General features: G+C 43.4%; 21 protein-coding genes. 18 read left to right on the top strand and 3 right to left on the bottom strand.

What is annotated here, in order from left to right; genetic code table 11:
* Positions 1–72: 72 nt before the first annotated feature.
* The 14 genes from ACW12G_RS00605 (at position 73) to ACW12G_RS00540 (ending at position 10,210) form a co-directional block, all read left to right on the top strand.
* A complete protein-coding gene (locus ACW12G_RS00605; protein ID WP_455647043.1) occupies positions 73–540 on the top strand; it encodes a MarR family winged helix-turn-helix transcriptional regulator in 468 nt (155 codons plus the stop codon).
* A 94-nt stretch (positions 541–634) separates the two neighbouring features.
* The gene (efp, locus tag ACW12G_RS00600; RefSeq protein WP_010000108.1) at positions 635–1,195 is read left to right on the top strand and encodes an elongation factor P; all 561 of its coding nucleotides are present in this window, start codon (positions 635–637) and stop codon (positions 1,193–1,195) included.
* A gap of 148 nt (positions 1,196–1,343) precedes the next feature.
* Complete coding sequence (locus tag ACW12G_RS00595) at positions 1,344–1,805, top strand: Asp23/Gls24 family envelope stress response protein (RefSeq protein WP_010005610.1); 462 nt, start codon at positions 1,344–1,346, stop codon at positions 1,803–1,805.
* Complete coding sequence (gene nusB, locus ACW12G_RS00590) at positions 1,805–2,221, top strand: transcription antitermination factor NusB (protein ID WP_029509596.1); 417 nt, start codon at positions 1,805–1,807, stop codon at positions 2,219–2,221. The genes ACW12G_RS00595 and nusB overlap by 1 nt, the downstream gene beginning before the upstream one ends.
* A gap of 119 nt (positions 2,222–2,340) precedes the next feature.
* Entirely contained in the window at positions 2,341–3,138 is a 798-nt protein-coding gene (locus ACW12G_RS00585; protein ID WP_077282205.1) for a TatD family hydrolase, read from the top strand.
* Entirely contained in the window at positions 3,131–3,712 is a 582-nt protein-coding gene (rnmV, locus tag ACW12G_RS00580) for a ribonuclease M5 (RefSeq protein ID WP_010000114.1), read from the top strand. Before ACW12G_RS00585 ends, rnmV begins: the two co-directional genes overlap by 8 nt.
* The gene (gene rsmA / locus ACW12G_RS00575) at positions 3,696–4,583 is read left to right on the top strand and encodes a 16S rRNA (adenine(1518)-N(6)/adenine(1519)-N(6))-dimethyltransferase RsmA (RefSeq protein WP_455646459.1); all 888 of its coding nucleotides are present in this window, start codon (positions 3,696–3,698) and stop codon (positions 4,581–4,583) included. The genes rnmV and rsmA overlap by 17 nt, the downstream gene beginning before the upstream one ends.
* Before the next feature lie 103 nt (positions 4,584–4,686).
* A complete protein-coding gene (locus ACW12G_RS00570; RefSeq protein WP_029509599.1) occupies positions 4,687–4,920 on the top strand; it encodes a Veg family protein in 234 nt (77 codons plus the stop codon).
* A 48-nt stretch (positions 4,921–4,968) separates the two neighbouring features.
* On the top strand, positions 4,969–5,823 hold the full coding sequence (locus ACW12G_RS00565; protein ID WP_455647042.1) for a metal ABC transporter solute-binding protein, Zn/Mn family: 855 nt from the start codon (positions 4,969–4,971) through the stop codon (positions 5,821–5,823).
* Entirely contained in the window at positions 5,823–6,545 is a 723-nt protein-coding gene (locus ACW12G_RS00560) for an ATP-binding cassette domain-containing protein (RefSeq protein WP_029509601.1), read from the top strand. Before ACW12G_RS00565 ends, ACW12G_RS00560 begins: the two co-directional genes overlap by 1 nt.
* The gene (locus ACW12G_RS00555) at positions 6,532–7,323 is read left to right on the top strand and encodes a metal ABC transporter permease (protein WP_048700759.1); all 792 of its coding nucleotides are present in this window, start codon (positions 6,532–6,534) and stop codon (positions 7,321–7,323) included. Before ACW12G_RS00560 ends, ACW12G_RS00555 begins: the two co-directional genes overlap by 14 nt.
* 95 nt (positions 7,324–7,418) lie before the next feature.
* Positions 7,419–8,252, top strand: coding sequence for a pur operon repressor (gene purR, locus ACW12G_RS00550; RefSeq protein ID WP_029509603.1), 834 nt, complete (start codon positions 7,419–7,421; stop codon positions 8,250–8,252).
* A gap of 6 nt (positions 8,253–8,258) precedes the next feature.
* Positions 8,259–9,632 (top strand): bifunctional UDP-N-acetylglucosamine diphosphorylase/glucosamine-1-phosphate N-acetyltransferase GlmU, encoded by a 1,374-nt coding sequence (glmU, locus tag ACW12G_RS00545; RefSeq protein WP_455647041.1) that lies wholly within the window; start codon positions 8,259–8,261, stop codon positions 9,630–9,632.
* A 98-nt stretch (positions 9,633–9,730) separates the two neighbouring features.
* A complete protein-coding gene (locus ACW12G_RS00540; protein ID WP_455647040.1) occupies positions 9,731–10,210 on the top strand; it encodes a hypothetical protein in 480 nt (159 codons plus the stop codon).
* Here ACW12G_RS00540 and ACW12G_RS00535 read toward each other — a convergent pair.
* Positions 10,207–10,431: a hypothetical protein gene (locus ACW12G_RS00535; RefSeq protein WP_308584213.1), complete on the bottom strand. Its 225-nt coding sequence runs from the start codon at positions 10,429–10,431 to the stop codon at positions 10,207–10,209. The two genes, ACW12G_RS00540 and ACW12G_RS00535, sit on opposite strands and share 4 nt — an antisense overlap.
* A 414-nt stretch (positions 10,432–10,845) precedes the next feature.
* Here ACW12G_RS00535 and ACW12G_RS00530 point away from each other — a divergent pair, with 414 nt between their 5' ends.
* Genes ACW12G_RS00530 through holA form a run of 3 tightly spaced genes read left to right on the top strand, consistent with a single transcriptional unit; the run spans position 10,846 to position 14,745 of the window.
* Positions 10,846–11,490: a helix-hairpin-helix domain-containing protein gene (locus tag ACW12G_RS00530; protein ID WP_455647039.1), complete on the top strand. Its 645-nt coding sequence runs from the start codon at positions 10,846–10,848 to the stop codon at positions 11,488–11,490.
* Positions 11,490–13,784 carry a DNA internalization-related competence protein ComEC/Rec2 gene (locus ACW12G_RS00525; protein ID WP_455647038.1) on the top strand — a complete coding sequence of 765 codons (2,295 nt, stop codon included), beginning with the start codon at positions 11,490–11,492 and terminating at the stop codon, positions 13,782–13,784. Before ACW12G_RS00530 ends, ACW12G_RS00525 begins: the two co-directional genes overlap by 1 nt.
* Positions 13,747–14,745 carry a DNA polymerase III subunit delta gene (holA, locus tag ACW12G_RS00520; protein ID WP_029509608.1) on the top strand — a complete coding sequence of 333 codons (999 nt, stop codon included), beginning with the start codon at positions 13,747–13,749 and terminating at the stop codon, positions 14,743–14,745. Before ACW12G_RS00525 ends, holA begins: the two co-directional genes overlap by 38 nt.
* A 41-nt stretch (positions 14,746–14,786) precedes the next feature.
* Here holA and rpsT read toward each other — a convergent pair whose 3' ends face one another.
* Positions 14,787–15,038 carry a 30S ribosomal protein S20 gene (gene rpsT / locus ACW12G_RS00515; protein WP_010000129.1) on the bottom strand — a complete coding sequence of 84 codons (252 nt, stop codon included), beginning with the start codon at positions 15,036–15,038 and terminating at the stop codon, positions 14,787–14,789.
* 51 nt (positions 15,039–15,089) lie between these two features.
* The gene (gene rpsO, locus ACW12G_RS00510) at positions 15,090–15,359 is read right to left on the bottom strand and encodes a 30S ribosomal protein S15 (RefSeq protein WP_010000131.1); all 270 of its coding nucleotides are present in this window, start codon (positions 15,357–15,359) and stop codon (positions 15,090–15,092) included.
* Positions 15,360–15,587: 228 nt separating this feature from the next.
* Here rpsO and gatC point away from each other — a divergent pair, with 228 nt between their 5' ends.
* Positions 15,588–15,896 carry an Asp-tRNA(Asn)/Glu-tRNA(Gln) amidotransferase subunit GatC gene (gene gatC, locus ACW12G_RS00505; RefSeq protein WP_029509609.1) on the top strand — a complete coding sequence of 103 codons (309 nt, stop codon included), beginning with the start codon at positions 15,588–15,590 and terminating at the stop codon, positions 15,894–15,896.
* Positions 15,897–15,898: the final 2 nt, after the last annotated feature.

Genomic DNA, 15,898 nt, shown 5'->3' with positions numbered 1-15,898 from the left:
TTATACCAAAGTGTTGACGACGCGTTGCGCTATCTTGCTACCATTTGAAGGTATGAGAACAGGGGAAATCATATGCCAGAATACACAATGTTAGCCGACTTTATTCGGGTTTACATGTCATCACTAAAACACATGGAAACCATGCTCTCACAGCCAATGCGTGAATATGGGCTGTCTTTTGAGCAGTGGTTGATTATGGCAGCCATTGCGCGCAGCGAAACGCCACTGACTTTAACTGAAATTGCGGCTGAACGAGAAGTGACCAAAGGCGCTGTTGGCCGCCAATTAAAGCCGATGCTGGCGTTAGATTTTGTGGTGCAAACGCCAGATGAAAACGATCGACGGCGCATCCTCCTTTCCTTGACACCAGAAGGGCAGCGCATTGAGGCGGAGTTGACAAAGCGCGTACGCGCCCGTGGGAAGGCCTGGATTGAGGCGTTTGGTCTCGAAGAATCGCGTGATTTATTAAAGGATATTTATCGATTTGATGAGTTGATTATGAAACCGGCGCTCAATGGGAAAAACATTGAGAAATCATGAGGGTTGTGGTAAAATTTTATTTTGTATGAAGACTGCATCGTAGGCGGTTTTCTGGTATAATAAACTAAATTATTTATAAAAGAGGATATTGATCATGGCAATTGGCATGAATGATTTAAAGAATGGTTTGACAATTGAGTATTCAAACTCAATTTGGCGCGTTTTGGATTTCCAGCACGTTAAGCCAGGAAAGGGTGGCGCATTTGTCCGCTCAAAGTTGAAGAACTTGCGTACAGGCGCTGTGAACGAAGTGACTTTCCGTCCTGGTGATAAGTTCGAACAAGCTGATATCACAACACGTCCAATGTCTTACTTGTTTGCTGAAAACAATGGTCGTGTCTTCATGGATGTTGAAACTTACGAACAAATTAACTTGCCAGATGACAAGATCGAAGCTGCTTTGAAGTTCTTGCTTGAAGGTATGGAAGTTAAGATCACAATGTTTGGTAACGAAATTTTGGGTGCTGAATTGCCATCAACAGTTGCTTTGAAGGTAACGGAAACACAACCAGGCATCAAGGGTGCGACAGCAACTGGTTCAGGTAAGCCAGCAACAGTTGAAACTGGGGCAACAATTACTGTGCCTGACTTTATTAACGAAGGTGAAACAATCATCGTTAATACTGAAGACGGTTCATATAAGGGCCGTGCCTAATTACAAAGTGTGAACTAACACAAGCTGATGGTGCTAACACGGCACAATTGTTGTCATGTTATCCAGTGGCTGCGTGTTGTAGGGAACACAGATAAAAAGTTCCCTAGGGGAACTTTTTATTTTAGAAAATATTTTCGAGGATGACATCATGGCCAGAGAAATTAAGCGTAGCAAGCAAGCTACAAAGAATATTATTTTAGCAACGCAACATACTGTTGCGGGGACAACACAAGTGACGCCAGAAGTCATTGAAGTGATTGCACAAATTGCAACGCAAGAAGTACCAGGTGTTTACTCAATGCGTGGTAAGTTGTCAGATCACTTTACGAACGCCTTTGGTTCAAATGCACGTGGTAAGGGTGTCGAATTAACACAAACTGACGCTGGTTTGATGATTGATGCTTATGTGTTTTTGCAATATGGTGTGGCTGTGCCAAAGGTTGCGCTTGACATTCAAAATGCCATTCAATCTCAAATCACATCCATGACAGACTTAAATGTTGTACAAACAAATGTCCACGTGAGTGGGATTGTGCCAGAAAAAGTATCCAATCAATTTGATCCAGATAATCTATTTGGTGAAACAGAAACAACTGAGGTGGCCGATTAATGGCGAATTTATCACGACATGAGTCACGTCAAGCAGCTTTTCAGGTGCTGTTTGCCCTTGAAAAAGATCCTAAGAGTAATAACATTGACAATCTTTACGATATCGTCTTAGATGGTAAGGACTACGATGATTATTTGCCACGCCTTGTTAATGGTGTTTTGGGGACAAAAGCAGATCTTGATGCGCATATTACGGCCCATTTGGCTACCGGTTGGGCAATTAATCGTATCAACAAAGCAGATCTTGTGATTTTGCGTTTGGCCATTTATGAATTAAACAATCAACTGGTACCTTATAAGGTAGCGATTGATGAAGCATTAATTTTGGCTAAAACATTTGCTGATGAAGACGACCGTAAGTTTGTTAACGGGTTGTTAAAGCATTTTGCGCCAACTGATACACCCAAGGTCGATTAGATCGTTAAAAGTCGCTTGGCGGCTTTTTTTCTTAAAAACAATTATTGGGTCATGATGACGAGACGACAAAAGAATGGAGGAAAGGATGTTATCCTTTCGGGACAATGTCCAAATAGAAAATGGCAATTTATGATTTAACCAAAACGCCGGCTGACAGTTACGATACGCACACGCATCTCAATGATGACAAGTTGTTTCACGATGTGCCTGCTTATATTGGCCGTGCCAATGAATTCCGGGTCATGGAAATGAACATTGTGGGTTATGATGCGGTGGGTAACGCCCGCGCCTTAGAAATTGCCCAAGCGCATGATAATATTTATGCGGTATTAGGTTTCCAACCGGAAGATACGGTTGACTTTGACGCAGCAGCTGCACAAACACTTGAAGCGCAATTACAAGCAGACAAAGTGGTTGGTGTTGGGGAAACAGGGCTAGATTACTACTGGGAAACAGCACCCCATGATGTCCAAAAGCAAGCATTTGAAACGCATCTTGCTTTGGCAAAAAAGTATGATCTACCCGTTATTATCCACAACCGTGAGGCATTTGATGATGTGTATGCCATGTTGAAGGCTAGCGGCGTAACAAAAGGTGTGATGCATAGTTTTTCTGGTACGCCTGAACAAGCGCTAGCGTTTGTTGACTTGGGGATGCATATCTCATTTAGTGGGGTTGTGACCTTCAAAAAAGCAGAAGAAGTGCGTGAAGCGGCCAAAGCGGTACCACTGGAACGATTACTTGTTGAAACAGATGCGCCTTATTTGGCACCAACGCCATTCCGAGGTAAGGATAACGAACCTGCTTTCGTTAAGTATGTCTTGGATTCATTAGCAGAAACGCTTGATATGACCCCTAAAGCATTGACGGAAATCACGCGTACCAATGCGCATCGTCTCTTTTTAAATCATGACTGACAAACCAAAAATCAACGAAATGATTGTGGTTGAGGGGCGGTCGGATACACAAAATTTGGCGCGGGCAGTGATTGCTGACACCATTGAAACGGGTGGCAGTGCCGTGACACCCGATGCCATTATGCGCGCTAAACACGCGGCTAAAACCCGTGGTGTCATTATTTTGACCGATCCAGATTATAATGGGCAGCGGATTCGACAAATCATGTCGGCGCATGTCCCTGACGCTAAGCAGGCTTATATTACGCAAGCTGCAGCTCGGGCGGCAAAAGATAATCCGCATAAGTCACTTGGCGTCGAACATGCCGAACCGGCAGTGTTACGTGCCGCTTTGGCACAAGTGATGACACCGAAAGTGGCACAAACCAGTGATGTGGATCAACATTTTCTGTTACAACACGGGTTATTAAGTGGCCCACAGGCACGGTTACAACGGCAAATACTTGGTGAAGCCCTACATATTGGCTATACTAACGGTAAACAACTCATGAAACGCTTGCACCAATTTGGCATTACACAAGACCAAATACGCGCAGCACTACAAAGGACACAAGAACATGGCAGAGACAATTGATATTGCAAACCCCACCCGTACCCAAGCGATTTTGACACAATATGGGCTCCATGCTAAGAAAAAGTTTGGACAGAATTTTTTAACGGATTTATCGGTATTACATGGTATCGTCGATACTGCTGAAATTACAGCCGATGATTATGTGATTGAAATAGGGCCAGGGATTGGGGCACTGACGGAACAACTTGCCCGTCGTGCAAAACGCGTTCTGGCGTTTGAAATTGACCCACAAATGGTGGCGGTATTAGCGGAAACGTTGCAACCCTATGATAATGTGACGGTCGTCGAACAAGATATTTTAAAAGTTGATCTCGCGCAAATGATTGCGACTGAATTTGGTGTCGGGGCGCGGGTGAAAGTTGTCGCTAACTTACCTTATTACATCACCACACCAATTTTGATGCAGTTACTGCGGTCTAACATTGCGTGGGATAATATTGTCGTGATGATGCAACGCGAGGTTGCCGATCGCTTAAACGCGGCGGCCGGGACAAAGGCATATGGTGTGTTGACTTTGACGGTCGCTTATTTTGCCCAAGCAACCCTAGCCATTAATGTGCCGGCGACATCATTTAACCCATCACCAAACGTCGATTCAGCTGTCGTGAAGCTCACACCGCACACACCAGAAATAGTAGTTAATCAGCCGGAGCGCCTTTTCGGTGTGATCAAAGGGAGCTTTTCACACCGACGTAAGAGTCTTTGGAACAACATGCTGCAAACTTACGGCAAAGACGCTGAAGCAAAAGAAAAAATAACAGCCGCCTTGACGGCAGCCGACATTGCACCATCTGTTCGTGCCGAACGGCTTGATTTAACTCAGTTTACACAGTTGTATTTGGCGTTGCGCGCTGTTGGGTTAACACAATAAACGTATATTTTTTCGATTATTACGTGTAATATACAGTATAATTTGCAATTGCGCGTGTTTCGTGCTAAAATGAGTTAAGTTTTTCACGAAAGGTGGTATAAAAATGCCAAGTAGTTTACAAGACATCAAAACTGAGCTTGATGCCCATGTCGGAGAAGAAGTGACGGTTGTGGCTCAAGCTGGCCGTAAGAAAATCACTGAGCGTAGTGGTGTGTTACGGTCGACTTTTCCATCACTGTTTGTCGTGGAATTAGATGAAGATGCGAATTTTGAACGCGCATCTTATAGTTATACCGACATCTTAACCAATAACATTAACATTACATTTGCCGATTAAACAAAATGCCCGTATGGGCTTTTTTTGTAGTGATGAGAAAATATTACGATGAACAAACAAGCATTTTATGCCATTTTGACCTTACTACTGATTCCGCTGGGAATCTGTTTAATTATTTTAAAAATGATGGTGCCGTCATCGGGACCCAAACATAGTCCAGTTCAGATTGTTACCGATCGAATTGCTTATCAACAGTTGGCTAAAGCCATTGTTGCAGAGGATGGTCGCGTGACCGTTTTAGATGGTAAATTGACAACGTCGCAACAACAAAAACAATTTAAGGGTGCAGAGGTTGTCCTAACTGATAATCATGCTAGCCCACTACTCACCCAACGGCAGAAATTACATTTACGTTCTAAAATTTTAGTCGCCAGTGATAGTTTTCAAGGACCAGACGCTAACAATTACTGGTTGAGTCCCCAAGTTATTTTGCAAACCATTTCCCGCCTATCGGATCTTTTAAGTGATTTGGATCCACAAAATCGGGATTTTTATATTCGACAAAGTCAGCAGTTATTGGCACAAACACAACCGTTAGCCGATGGGATTGCGCGTTTACAGGCGGAAAAAAATGTTCAGTATTTGGCCACGAATCACGCACAGCAGGTCTTTATGACCCAACTGGGTTATCAGCCAGTACAGCAAGATTTGGCATCTGCTACGACGGCTGATTTCGATACGTTAGCGAAAAAAATGCAGGATCATACCATTCGCTTTGTGTTGACCGCCAGTCAAGATCAATCTAAGCAAGATCAACGCGTCATGCAGTTAGCGACGCAATATCAAGTGCCGATCATTACTTTTAATCAAGTTTTGCCAGCAGGCGAAAAAGTGTGGGATTGGCAACTCAATTTTGTGAACCAATTACAAGCAGCACTAAAACCAGTAGAGGGTGGAAAATAATGGGCATCATTGAAACAAAAGATTTTGGCGTGCGTTATGGTGAAAAAGTTATTTTTTCAGACGCAAATATCGACATTCCGGCGGGTCGTTTTTTTGCCATTTTGGGCGAAAATGGTGCGGGCAAGACCAGTTTTGTGAAAGCACTCATTGGTCAAAATGTCCAAACTGTTGGGCAATTATCACGACAAGTAAAGCGGATTGGTTTTGTCCCGCAGTTTCGAGATATTACCCGTGACTATCCATTGCAAATTTCTGAATTCGTTGGCCTGACTTTTAACCGTGGTTGGCGTTTGTGGTGGAATACCAAAGAAAAACAAGCCATTCAAGCAGCGCTGTCACGGATGGATTTGTTGGCAATTGCTGACCAACGATTGGGGTTGGTTTCAGGTGGCCAAAAGCAACGCGCTTTTGTGGCCCAAGCGCTAGTCCAACAACCTGATTTATTAATCCTTGATGAGTCAACAGCGAGTCTGGATCACGAACACAAGGTACAATTGCTTAAAACCGTGCAACAGTTACAAAAAGAGCAGCAATTGACCATTCTATTTATTACGCATGAATTGAAGTTAATTTCACAGTTTGCGGATGGCTATCTGTTGTTTGAAAATGGCCGGGTGACGCAGGGCGATAAAGTAGCCTTACAAGCCTTGACGAAGCAAATGACGCATATGCATGAAGCGCACGTGCATGAAGAAAATGAGGTACATGATGTTCAATTATGATTTTATGCAAAATGCGTTTATGGCTGGCACAGTCGTTAGTATTGTTGCTGGAATCGTTGGCACGTTTGTCGTGGCACGAAATTATGCCTTTCTGACACATAGTTTAAGTGAAATTGCCTTTGCGGGTGCGGCCTTTGGTTTGTTTATTGGTTGGCCAGCGTTGTTAGGGATGATGGCTGCAACTAGTGTTTCATCATTAGCCATTGGGGCCTTGGAGTCCGGTTATACGAAGCGAGATAATGTCACTAGTGCCATATCGGCATTAGCCATTGGCTTGGGGATTCTCTTTTTAGCCTTAGGTCATACGAGTACAACGGCCGCGACAGGTATTTTATTTGGCTCAGTGCTAGGTATTAGTCGGCAAGATTTGTGGTTATTGCTGGCGTTGGCTGTTTTTGTCATCGTGGTCTTATTGTTTAATTACCGCGCCTTACGACAACTCGCTTTTGACGAAGCGGGCATGTTTTTGCAAACGCGTCGTCAAAAAGCAGTCCGTTATATTTTTCTGATTACGATTGCGCTGTCTGTCAGCATTTCATCACAACTCGTCGGGTCACTTTTGATTTTTGTTTTGGTCACGTTACCAGCCGCGAGTGCTAAGTATTATGTGACAACGACAGTACGCTTGATTGGGCTGGCGATTGTGTTTGCGTTGTTTGGCACTTGGTCAGGCTTGACGTTGGCGTATCTTACCAACTTGCCGACGAGCTTCTTTATTGCCATGATTGAGGTGATCATTTATTTGACCTCCGTGTGGCAATTCAAAAAGAATGCCTAAATACCGAACATTGGATCGTTTTTGATGTTATAATTACTGTTAAATATTAATAAAGGAGAATATGTGCTAAGTTTGTTTTAGCACAACGATATATTATGAAAACACGCCGCTCTGATCGACTGGTTGACATGGCACGTTACATGCTTGAACGCCCACGGACATTGATTTCTTTGTCTTATTTTGCCAAACGTTATGATTCAGCAAAATCTTCCATTTCTGAGGATCTTTCAATTATCAAGCGGACGTTCCAAGAACGGGGCACTGGCTTATTAGAAACTGTTCCTGGTGCAGCTGGTGGGGCACGCTTTGTCCCTTATATGACGGAAGAGGAAGCCAAGGAATTTATTGAACAAATTCGGCAAGATGTTGATGATGAAACGCGTGTTTTACCAGGTGGCTATGTCTATTTGTCTGATTTGTTGGGTCGGCCAGATATCTTAAGACAAGCCGGTCGTTTAATTGCAACGCAATACCTACGCGAAAATATTGATGCTGTCATGACTGCTGCCACTAAAGGGGTGCCGTTAGCTCAGGCGGTCGCTGAACAACTCAATGTACCGTTTGTGATTGTGCGTGATGATGCGAAAGTAACCGAAGGGCCAACTGTGTCAGTTAACTATTTGACAGGCTCATCTAAGCGTGTCGAAAAGATGGAATTGTCACGACGTTCATTACGGACGGGTTCACGGGTGCTGATTGTGGATGACTTCATGAAGGCAGGCGGCACGATTCAAGGAATGCAGACGTTGGTCAGCGAGTTTGACGGGACTGTCGTTGGAACAGCGGTCTTTGCTGAAGGGCGTTCAGCCACACGGTTGTTGGATCGCTTCACCTCATTGTTGCATGTGGATACGAACCTGAAGAATGGGGCACCAATTTTGGTGACTGCTGGTAACTATTTAGAAGAAATATATAAACACGAGGCTTAATTTTTCATGAATGATGACGTAAATGTATTAGTTTTGGCAGCCGGTCACGGCTCACGGATGCGGTCAACCACACCGAAAGTATTGCATCGGGTAGCTGGGAAGACGATGATTGACTGGGTCTTAGATGCAGTGGCACCGTTAACGCAAAGTAAGCCGATTACAGTAATTGGTGTGGGTGCAGAGAGTGTCCAGGCACATGTTGGTGATCGCAGTGATTTTGTCCTACAAACAGAACAACTTGGGACAGGACATGCGGTACAGCAAGCGCAAGCAAAGCTTGGTGATAACCATGGCGTGACCTTGATTATGTCAGGTGATACACCAATGTTTCGACCAGAAACGTTGGCTGAATTTGTTCAAACACACCAAAACTCTAAAAATGCTGTGACCGTGCTTACCGCCATTGCTGATGATCCGACTGGCTATGGGCGTATTGTACGTGCAGATGACGACACGGTTTTAAAGATTGTTGAGCAAAAGGACGCTAGTGTTACAGAACGTCGTATTCAAGAAATTAATACGGGTGTTTATGTGTTTGATAATCAGTTGCTGTTTGAAGCGTTATCACAAGTGAAAAATAACAACGCGCAAGGTGAATATTACTTGCCGGATACGTTAGATATTTTGCGCCAATCTGGTCACCAAATCGGTGCACACACGTTGCATGATTTCACAGAATCACTGGGTGTTAATGATCGTGTGGCCTTAGCTGTTGCCAATCGGGTGATGCATGAACGGATTAATCATCGCTTAATGGTGGCGGGTGTCGAGTTAATTGATCCTGCTAACACTTATATTGATGCTGACGTGACCATCGGGGCAGATACAATTGTTGAAGGTGGTGTGACGATCTTAGGGCACACAACGATTGGTCACAATAATGTGATTACCCAAGGTTCACGGATTGAAGATAGTCAAATTGGCGACGACAACGTGATTACAGCGTCACATATTGAGTCGGCCGTTTTGGCAGATCGTACGACAATCGGACCTTATGCTCACCTACGACCAAAGGCTGAACTAGGTGATGCGGTTCACGTTGGTAACTTCGTGGAAGTTAAACAAGCCAAACTAGCGGCCAACACTAAGGCAGGTCACCTCACTTATATCGGGAATGCCGATGTTGGCGAATCAGTTAACATTGGTGCTGGTACCATTTTTGTGAATTATGATGGGGTGAATAAGTTTAACACCACAGTTGGTGATCGTGCCTTTATTGGGTCAAATACGAAGTTGGTGGCACCTGTGACAATTGCTGATGAAGCCATCACGGCTGCTGGCTCAACGATTACGGCGGATGTACCGACCCATGCTATGGGCATTGCCCGGGCGCGCCAAGTCAATAAAGCCGATTTCTGGGATCGCATGCCACATAAGTGAGCGGTGATCACACAAAAACGTCCTGGAGAATTGTGGTGACACAAGCCAGGACGTTTTTTATGTTAAAATATGAGTATTAAAATTCTGGGAGCAAAAATATGGAAATCACCGGTGAACGGGCATTAGAAAATATTACCGCATCACAAGCTTTCACTTTGGTCGTGGCACAGCCAGATCAGGACGATATTGCCTTAGATGCGCTATTTGAGGCGCTCGATACGCATATTGCTGATCCGAACTTTATCCATTTAGCCCTCACAATCAATGGTGGTATTGCAGCGGGTGGCACAACCTTAACGTTAGAAACGAATGTCATTAACTTGCCGCAACGTTATACGAATCAGCTCAAAAAATTAATCTGGCCAGAGAAACCAGATAACGATGTGAATCTTTATATGATTGTGGAAAATCCGCTGGTGAGCCAGTCACAGTTAAAAATTGCTTTGGCGAGTTCGGTGACAGCTTATCAAGATGATCCAGATAGTGTGAAAAGTAAAATTGCCCAATGGTTTACGGCACAACTGCAAGTGATTGTTGATCAGCAAGCTGTGGCCGCTGCAGAAATTACTGAGGACTAAGCCTGGTAAGTAATGCGACCGGTAATTCGTATTAATTGCTGGTTTTCTGATCGGCAAGTGAAATCTAGCATATGTGGCGCACTCGTATTTTTGACACCATCAAAATGCCCTAAATCGTAGGTATCAATCACATATTGGGCCAGTGCGTGTTTGGTATCGCCAGCAAAGTCGGGGACTAAAATATCTGACAAGCTGTGATGTGTTGGGTTTGCTTGTGTCATAATGATGTGTTTTTCAAGTTTCGTCAATTTAATCATAAGGGTATTATAACAGGTTATTTGTGTTGAAAATTTTCAATTTTTTTGAAAAAAGTGTTGACATTATGTTGATACTCTGGTATGATAATTATATGCGATGAGTCGAAGCGCTTGAAAAATTAGCGCCGAAGGCGGCCTGCTGTGTTAAATCATAAATCTCGGATAGATGCAGGTGTTAATGGTGGTTGTGGAACCCCATTTTCTCACCATGACTAACAGTGCTTGCACTGAGGTGACGCGACTTTGCTATTGGTGTCACCACCAATAGTCGCCCGTAAGAGCGAATCTTACATGCCAAACTAACACCTAACTTCGGTTAGGTGTTTTTTAGTGCTCTCAAATGATACATCGTATGATGTATCAGGGGGGGGGCGTGGTATGTTAGAACAATTTGAACAAGTGAAGGTTATTTTAAGTCGTGGAAAACGCTGGTTACTGCTTATCTTGATCATTGTGGGTAGCCTACTGTTGTTTTTTGCCAGTCGGTTGCCAATTGGCCATGACTCAGCAAGTAAGGCAATGCCAAGTCATGTATCAAACCATGCGGCTGATCAGAAACAAGTTGACCAAAAACAAGGTAACCGTGCTGAACATACTGAAACCAAAGTATTAATTGATATTAAAGGTGCGGTAAAACAGCCAGGTGTTTATGATGTCAGTCAACAACCACGACTACAAGCGGCAGTAGCTAAAGCTGGTGGTTTGACTGATCAAGCAGAAATATTAACGATCAATCTGGCACAAAAATTAACCGATGGTCAAATGGTTTATATTCCAACAAAAGGGGAGCATTTAAGTGAACAAGCGCCATCAGCATCGCAAGCGCAAAAAGATAAGGTTAATTTAAATACGGCCACGGTGGCTGAACTTCAAACGTTAGAAGGTATTGGTGAAAAGAAAGCTGAACAAATTATTGCCTATCGTGAAGCAAATGGTGGTTTTAAACAAATTTCAGACTTAAAAGCAGTTTCTGGAATTGGGGAAAAACGGTTTGAAACGTTAAAGGACAGCTTAACCGTCTGATGAAAAACCGCGATTTTCTGATTGTTAGTCTCAATATTGCAGCGATAAGTGGCTGTATTTATCGCTTGAGTGCGGTGACAATGACGTTGTGGCTGTTAGCGATGTTTATATTCTGGCGCCGTGTCAGTGTGTACCGCCTTGGGTTATTTATCGGTATTGGGTTACCTTTTTTGTGTTATTTCATGTGGGATGCGCAGATGTTAAGACAGCAAGCCAACAAAGAGACGTCAGCCATGACACACGTTTCTGGTCGGATTTTACCAGATGACATAACGGTTAATGGGGCAACGGTACGTGGGCAATGTCAACTTGATGACAGTGGCGAAACCGTTATTTTTTTCTATCAGGTCAAATCTGAGCAAGCAAAACAGCGCTGGCTAACTATTCGACAACCGGTTCATCTGACTGGTCAAGGCTCGATGAAACGTTTGCTGCCCGCAACCAATTTTAATCAATTTGATGCGCAAGACTTTTATGCTACGCAGCACATTACGCATCAAATCACATTATCACAGTGTACTGTAACCCAGTCCACAGCCCAATCAATCTGGCAAAAGTTGGCAGATCAACTGCACGGCTGGCACGCGCAAGGGATTGCTTCGGCGCAATGCTTACCCCAGCCATTAGGTGAATATGCCCAGGCGTTGATTATGGGCACAGCATCACGAACGCTTTATGAGCGCAATCCGGGTGTACAAACATTGGGGTTGATTCATCTCTTTAGTGTATCTGGCTTTCAAGTGACGTATCTTTTGGCCCTATTAGTGATCGTGTTGCGTCGTTTATGGTGTCCACAAGAGTTAACAGCGGTATTTGGAGCCGGTGTGTTATTGGCGTACTTTGTTTTTGCGGACGCACCAGGCATATTGGTGCGTGCCGTGATTGCGGGATTTTTTAGTCTGAGTCGCTTATTTGGGTACCGCGCCTTAGCACAACCGGTTGTCTGGTCGATGAGTTTACTTGGGAGTCTCCTTTACCAACCGGCAATTTTATTGACTTTAGGCGGGCAACTTTCTTTTGCGTTGACCTTTTGTCTCTTATTTACCCGACAGTTAACTTTTTGGCAAACGAATTTATGGCTCAGTATGGTCAGTTTTGTGTTAATCACGCCACAGCAATATACCTGGCATCTCCTGCAAACATTGGCTAATTGGGCCGCTATTCCGCTTTTTAGTCTTGTGATTGTGCCGTGTGTCTTGATTGGCTGGTTAGGGCAACCTTTAGTTGAGGTCGTGAGGTGTATGAACAGCGTGATTGCGTTTTTTGCACGGACGTTAGACGGTTTAGCGCAGTTACCTGGACAACTCATTATTGGGAAACTACCGTGGTGGCTGATTATCTGTCTCTTGATATTGGCTGTTGTGAGTTTTGTGACCCATAAAAAAATAGCCTATGTCATGCGCTGGGCGTGGGCTATTTTACTGGTGATGGGCATCATGAGTATGAAGTATCCGCTGCGTGGTGAATTTACAACATTTGATATTGGGCAAGGGGATGCCGCGTTACTTCGGACACCTGGTAATCGGGTGGTGACATTAATTGATACGGGCGGTGCGCCACAATTTAGGCAACAACAACCGTGGCAACAAGCGTCGGGGCAACGATCAGCTGGTGAAACAGTCATTGTCAACTATCTTCATAGTTTAAGTATTGGGCGTGTGGATTATTTGGTCTTGACCCATCATGATTTAGATCATATTGGTTACGCCAAAGTGATCTTACAAAAAATGGTGGTCAAATACGTGGTCGTACCAGCTGGTATGGCACAACAAACTGCTTTTCAACAAGAGATTCAACCATTTCTAGGACGTGCTAAAGTTGTTGAAGTTACCGCTGGCACAGCATTATCCCATTTTCCAGGTCAAATTTTACATCCATTTCACAGTGGTCATGCTGAAAATGACGATAGTATTGCGATATGGAGTCGGATTGGTGGTCAAAATATTTTGACGGCTGGTGATCTTGGTCAAGCTGGCGAGGCCGAACTTGTCGCACGATATCCCGATATGCGGGTTGATATGCTAAAGTTAGGCCATCATGGCTCAAAAACAGCGACTAATCCAGTGGCTATTAGCCATTGGCAACCGAAAATTGCCTTGATTTCTGCTGGTCGAGAAAATCGTTATCATCACCCGCATTTAGAAACATTAAAAACCATTCAAGAAAACGGGCTAACGATTTATAACACGCAAACAAATGGTATGATTAGATACAGTTATGTCGGAGAAAAAGGGCGTTTCGAGGTTAAATTTCCAAATGAATCTGCAACAATTACAACAACAAATACAAAATGATGCCTTAGCCAATTTTTATGTTGTCATCGGTGACGAACCGGCATTAAGTCAACGTGCCCATAGTGCGTTTAAAGCGCTCATTCAGCCAGAAGATGTCGAGATGAATTATAGTCAATTTGATTTGGCTGTTCAGGGTGTAGATGAGCTGCTTAATGACGCAATGTCGATGCCGTTTTTCGGTAATCGACGGGTGATTATTGTTCAAAATCCGGAATTTTTAACGGCCAAAGGGAAAATTTCAGATCACGACCAAAAAAGTTTACTACAGCTATTAGCACAGCCGGTGACTGAAAATATTGTGGTCTTTTTGATCAATGATTTAAAAATAGATAAACGCAAAAAAGTGACCAAAGCCATTTTACAAGCCGCAGAAACGGTTGATGTGCCTGCTTTGAATGAACAGCAAGCCCGGCAAGCGATCACCCAACAATTACAACAGCGTGCTTATCAAATTGATGCGGACGCGATGCAGGAACTTTTAGTTCGGACGAATGCCCAGTATTCAGCAATGCAAAATGAGCTACCTAAGTTGGTCGCTTATGCCACCCAGCATAAGCACATTTCTTTAGAAGCCGTCTCAGCACTGGTGCCCAAAACATTAACAGCGACGGTGTTTGATTTAGTTGATGCTGTGATGACACAACGTGTTAAACAGGCGTTGACAATTTATCGTGCCTTATTGCAGAATGGTGAGCCAGCGCTGCGGATTAATGCTGTCTTGACAGGACAATTTAGATTGTTATTACAGATTGCGGGGATGACGGGGACAGATCAAGATATTGGTAAGGCTCTAGGTGTGCATCCTTATCGTGTCAAACTGGCTAAAGGCATGCTCAAAAAATATGCGTTGCCGGCATTACGCGCTGGTTATCTGGGCATGGTGGCGATTGAAATTAAATTAAAATCAACCACACAAGATCCGGAAATGTTATTTGAACGATTTATCTTAAAAACAGCATAAAAAAAACACCTTGGAAATTTTCCAAGGTGTTTTTTGATTGATTACTTGACGTACTTTGCCAAACGTGACTTTTCACGTGAAGCCTTGTTCTTCTTGATCAAACCCTTTGAGTAGGCGTGGTCAATTGCAGAAGAAGCAGTCTTGTATAATTCTGCCAAATTGTCTTGACCGGCAGCAGCAGCTTTTTCAAAACGCTTAACAGCTGTACGGTAAGCACTGATTTGTGGTTCGTTACGATCGTGTTGCTTTTTCGTAAGACGAACACGTTGAATTGCTGATTCAATAACAGGCATATGTCTTTTCTCCTTAAATTTGATACGAGGTTTTCATGTAATCTAAAAAGATTAACGACGCAAACCTAAGCGTTGGATCAATTCACGATAACGTTGAATATCAGTGTTGCGGAGGTAACGTAGTAAGTTACGACGGCGACCGATCTTCTTCATCAAACCACGTTGTGAGTGGAAATCATGCTTGTGAGCTGCCATGTGTGCATTCAACTCGTTAATATCAGCAGTCAAAACTGCGATTTGTACTTCAGCTGAACCTGTATCGCCTTCGTGACGAGCATATTCTTTGATGATTTCGTTCTTACGTTCTTGTGTAAGGGCCATAATCATATCCACCTTTCTAAAATGTCGCCAATAACTGTGTAAAACGACGGTGAGACGTTAAACAAAGTGATTGGTCATGTTGTTTATACAACAAATTTAATTATACGCCTATATTATTAAAATGCAAGCGTAGGGAAAGCGTGAGTTATGGTAGAATAAATAAGTATATATGAAGTGTTGATTGTGCAGCGTATGCAAAGCATGACGCATGTTTAAAGGAGTAAGTAAATGTCTGAAACAACGATTTCAAAAGAAGAAGTTGCTCACGTGGCTAATTTGGCTAAATTAGCATTTGATGATGCTGAATTAGAACAATTTACAACACAATTGGGAGATATCTTAAATATTTTTGACACACTCGGAGAAGTAGATACAACAGATGTTGAACCAACTTATTCAGTGACAGAAAATGTCAATCATTTGCGCCAAGATGTGGCTGATAATTGGCATCAAAAGCAAGCCTTGTTAGATAATGCACCAGAATCTGCAGCCGGTTTGATTAAGGTGCCCGCAATTTTGGATGGCGAAGGAGAATAATC

The organism is Leuconostoc sp., from assembly GCF_965300815.1.
The sequence above is the reverse complement of the archived record's forward strand: the minus strand, read 5'-3'. Positions and strand labels throughout refer to the sequence as shown.

Excerpts from the sequence above, each read along its gene's own strand:
- efp (WP_010000108.1), top strand. The coding sequence starts at position 635 with ATGGCAATTGGCATGAATGATTTAAAGAATGGTTTGACAATTGAGTAT.
- purR (WP_029509603.1), top strand. The coding sequence starts at position 7,419 with ATGAAAACACGCCGCTCTGATCGACTGGTTGACATGGCACGTTACATG.
- ACW12G_RS00585 (WP_077282205.1), top strand. The coding sequence starts at position 2,341 with ATGGCAATTTATGATTTAACCAAAACGCCGGCTGACAGTTACGATACG.
- ACW12G_RS00535 (WP_308584213.1), bottom strand. The coding sequence starts at position 10,431 with ATGACACAAGCAAACCCAACACATCACAGCTTGTCAGATATTTTAGTC.
- ACW12G_RS00570 (WP_029509599.1), top strand. The coding sequence starts at position 4,687 with ATGCCAAGTAGTTTACAAGACATCAAAACTGAGCTTGATGCCCATGTC.
- ACW12G_RS00525 (WP_455647038.1), top strand. The coding sequence starts at position 11,490 with ATGAAAAACCGCGATTTTCTGATTGTTAGTCTCAATATTGCAGCGATA.
- rsmA (WP_455646459.1), top strand. The coding sequence starts at position 3,696 with ATGGCAGAGACAATTGATATTGCAAACCCCACCCGTACCCAAGCGATT.
- ACW12G_RS00530 (WP_455647039.1), top strand. The coding sequence starts at position 10,846 with ATGTTAGAACAATTTGAACAAGTGAAGGTTATTTTAAGTCGTGGAAAA.
- ACW12G_RS00555 (WP_048700759.1), top strand. The coding sequence starts at position 6,532 with ATGTTCAATTATGATTTTATGCAAAATGCGTTTATGGCTGGCACAGTC.
- ACW12G_RS00595 (WP_010005610.1), top strand. The coding sequence starts at position 1,344 with ATGGCCAGAGAAATTAAGCGTAGCAAGCAAGCTACAAAGAATATTATT.
- ACW12G_RS00540 (WP_455647040.1), top strand. The coding sequence starts at position 9,731 with ATGGAAATCACCGGTGAACGGGCATTAGAAAATATTACCGCATCACAA.
- holA (WP_029509608.1), top strand. The coding sequence starts at position 13,747 with ATGAATCTGCAACAATTACAACAACAAATACAAAATGATGCCTTAGCC.
- rpsT (WP_010000129.1), bottom strand. The coding sequence starts at position 15,038 with ATGCCTGTTATTGAATCAGCAATTCAACGTGTTCGTCTTACGAAAAAG.
- gatC (WP_029509609.1), top strand. The coding sequence starts at position 15,588 with ATGTCTGAAACAACGATTTCAAAAGAAGAAGTTGCTCACGTGGCTAAT.
- ACW12G_RS00605 (WP_455647043.1), top strand. The coding sequence starts at position 73 with ATGCCAGAATACACAATGTTAGCCGACTTTATTCGGGTTTACATGTCA.
- rnmV (WP_010000114.1), top strand. The coding sequence starts at position 3,131 with ATGACTGACAAACCAAAAATCAACGAAATGATTGTGGTTGAGGGGCGG.
- glmU (WP_455647041.1), top strand. The coding sequence starts at position 8,259 with ATGAATGATGACGTAAATGTATTAGTTTTGGCAGCCGGTCACGGCTCA.
- ACW12G_RS00560 (WP_029509601.1), top strand. The coding sequence starts at position 5,823 with ATGGGCATCATTGAAACAAAAGATTTTGGCGTGCGTTATGGTGAAAAA.
- rpsO (WP_010000131.1), bottom strand. The coding sequence starts at position 15,359 with ATGGCCCTTACACAAGAACGTAAGAACGAAATCATCAAAGAATATGCT.
- nusB (WP_029509596.1), top strand. The coding sequence starts at position 1,805 with ATGGCGAATTTATCACGACATGAGTCACGTCAAGCAGCTTTTCAGGTG.
- ACW12G_RS00565 (WP_455647042.1), top strand. The coding sequence starts at position 4,969 with ATGAACAAACAAGCATTTTATGCCATTTTGACCTTACTACTGATTCCG.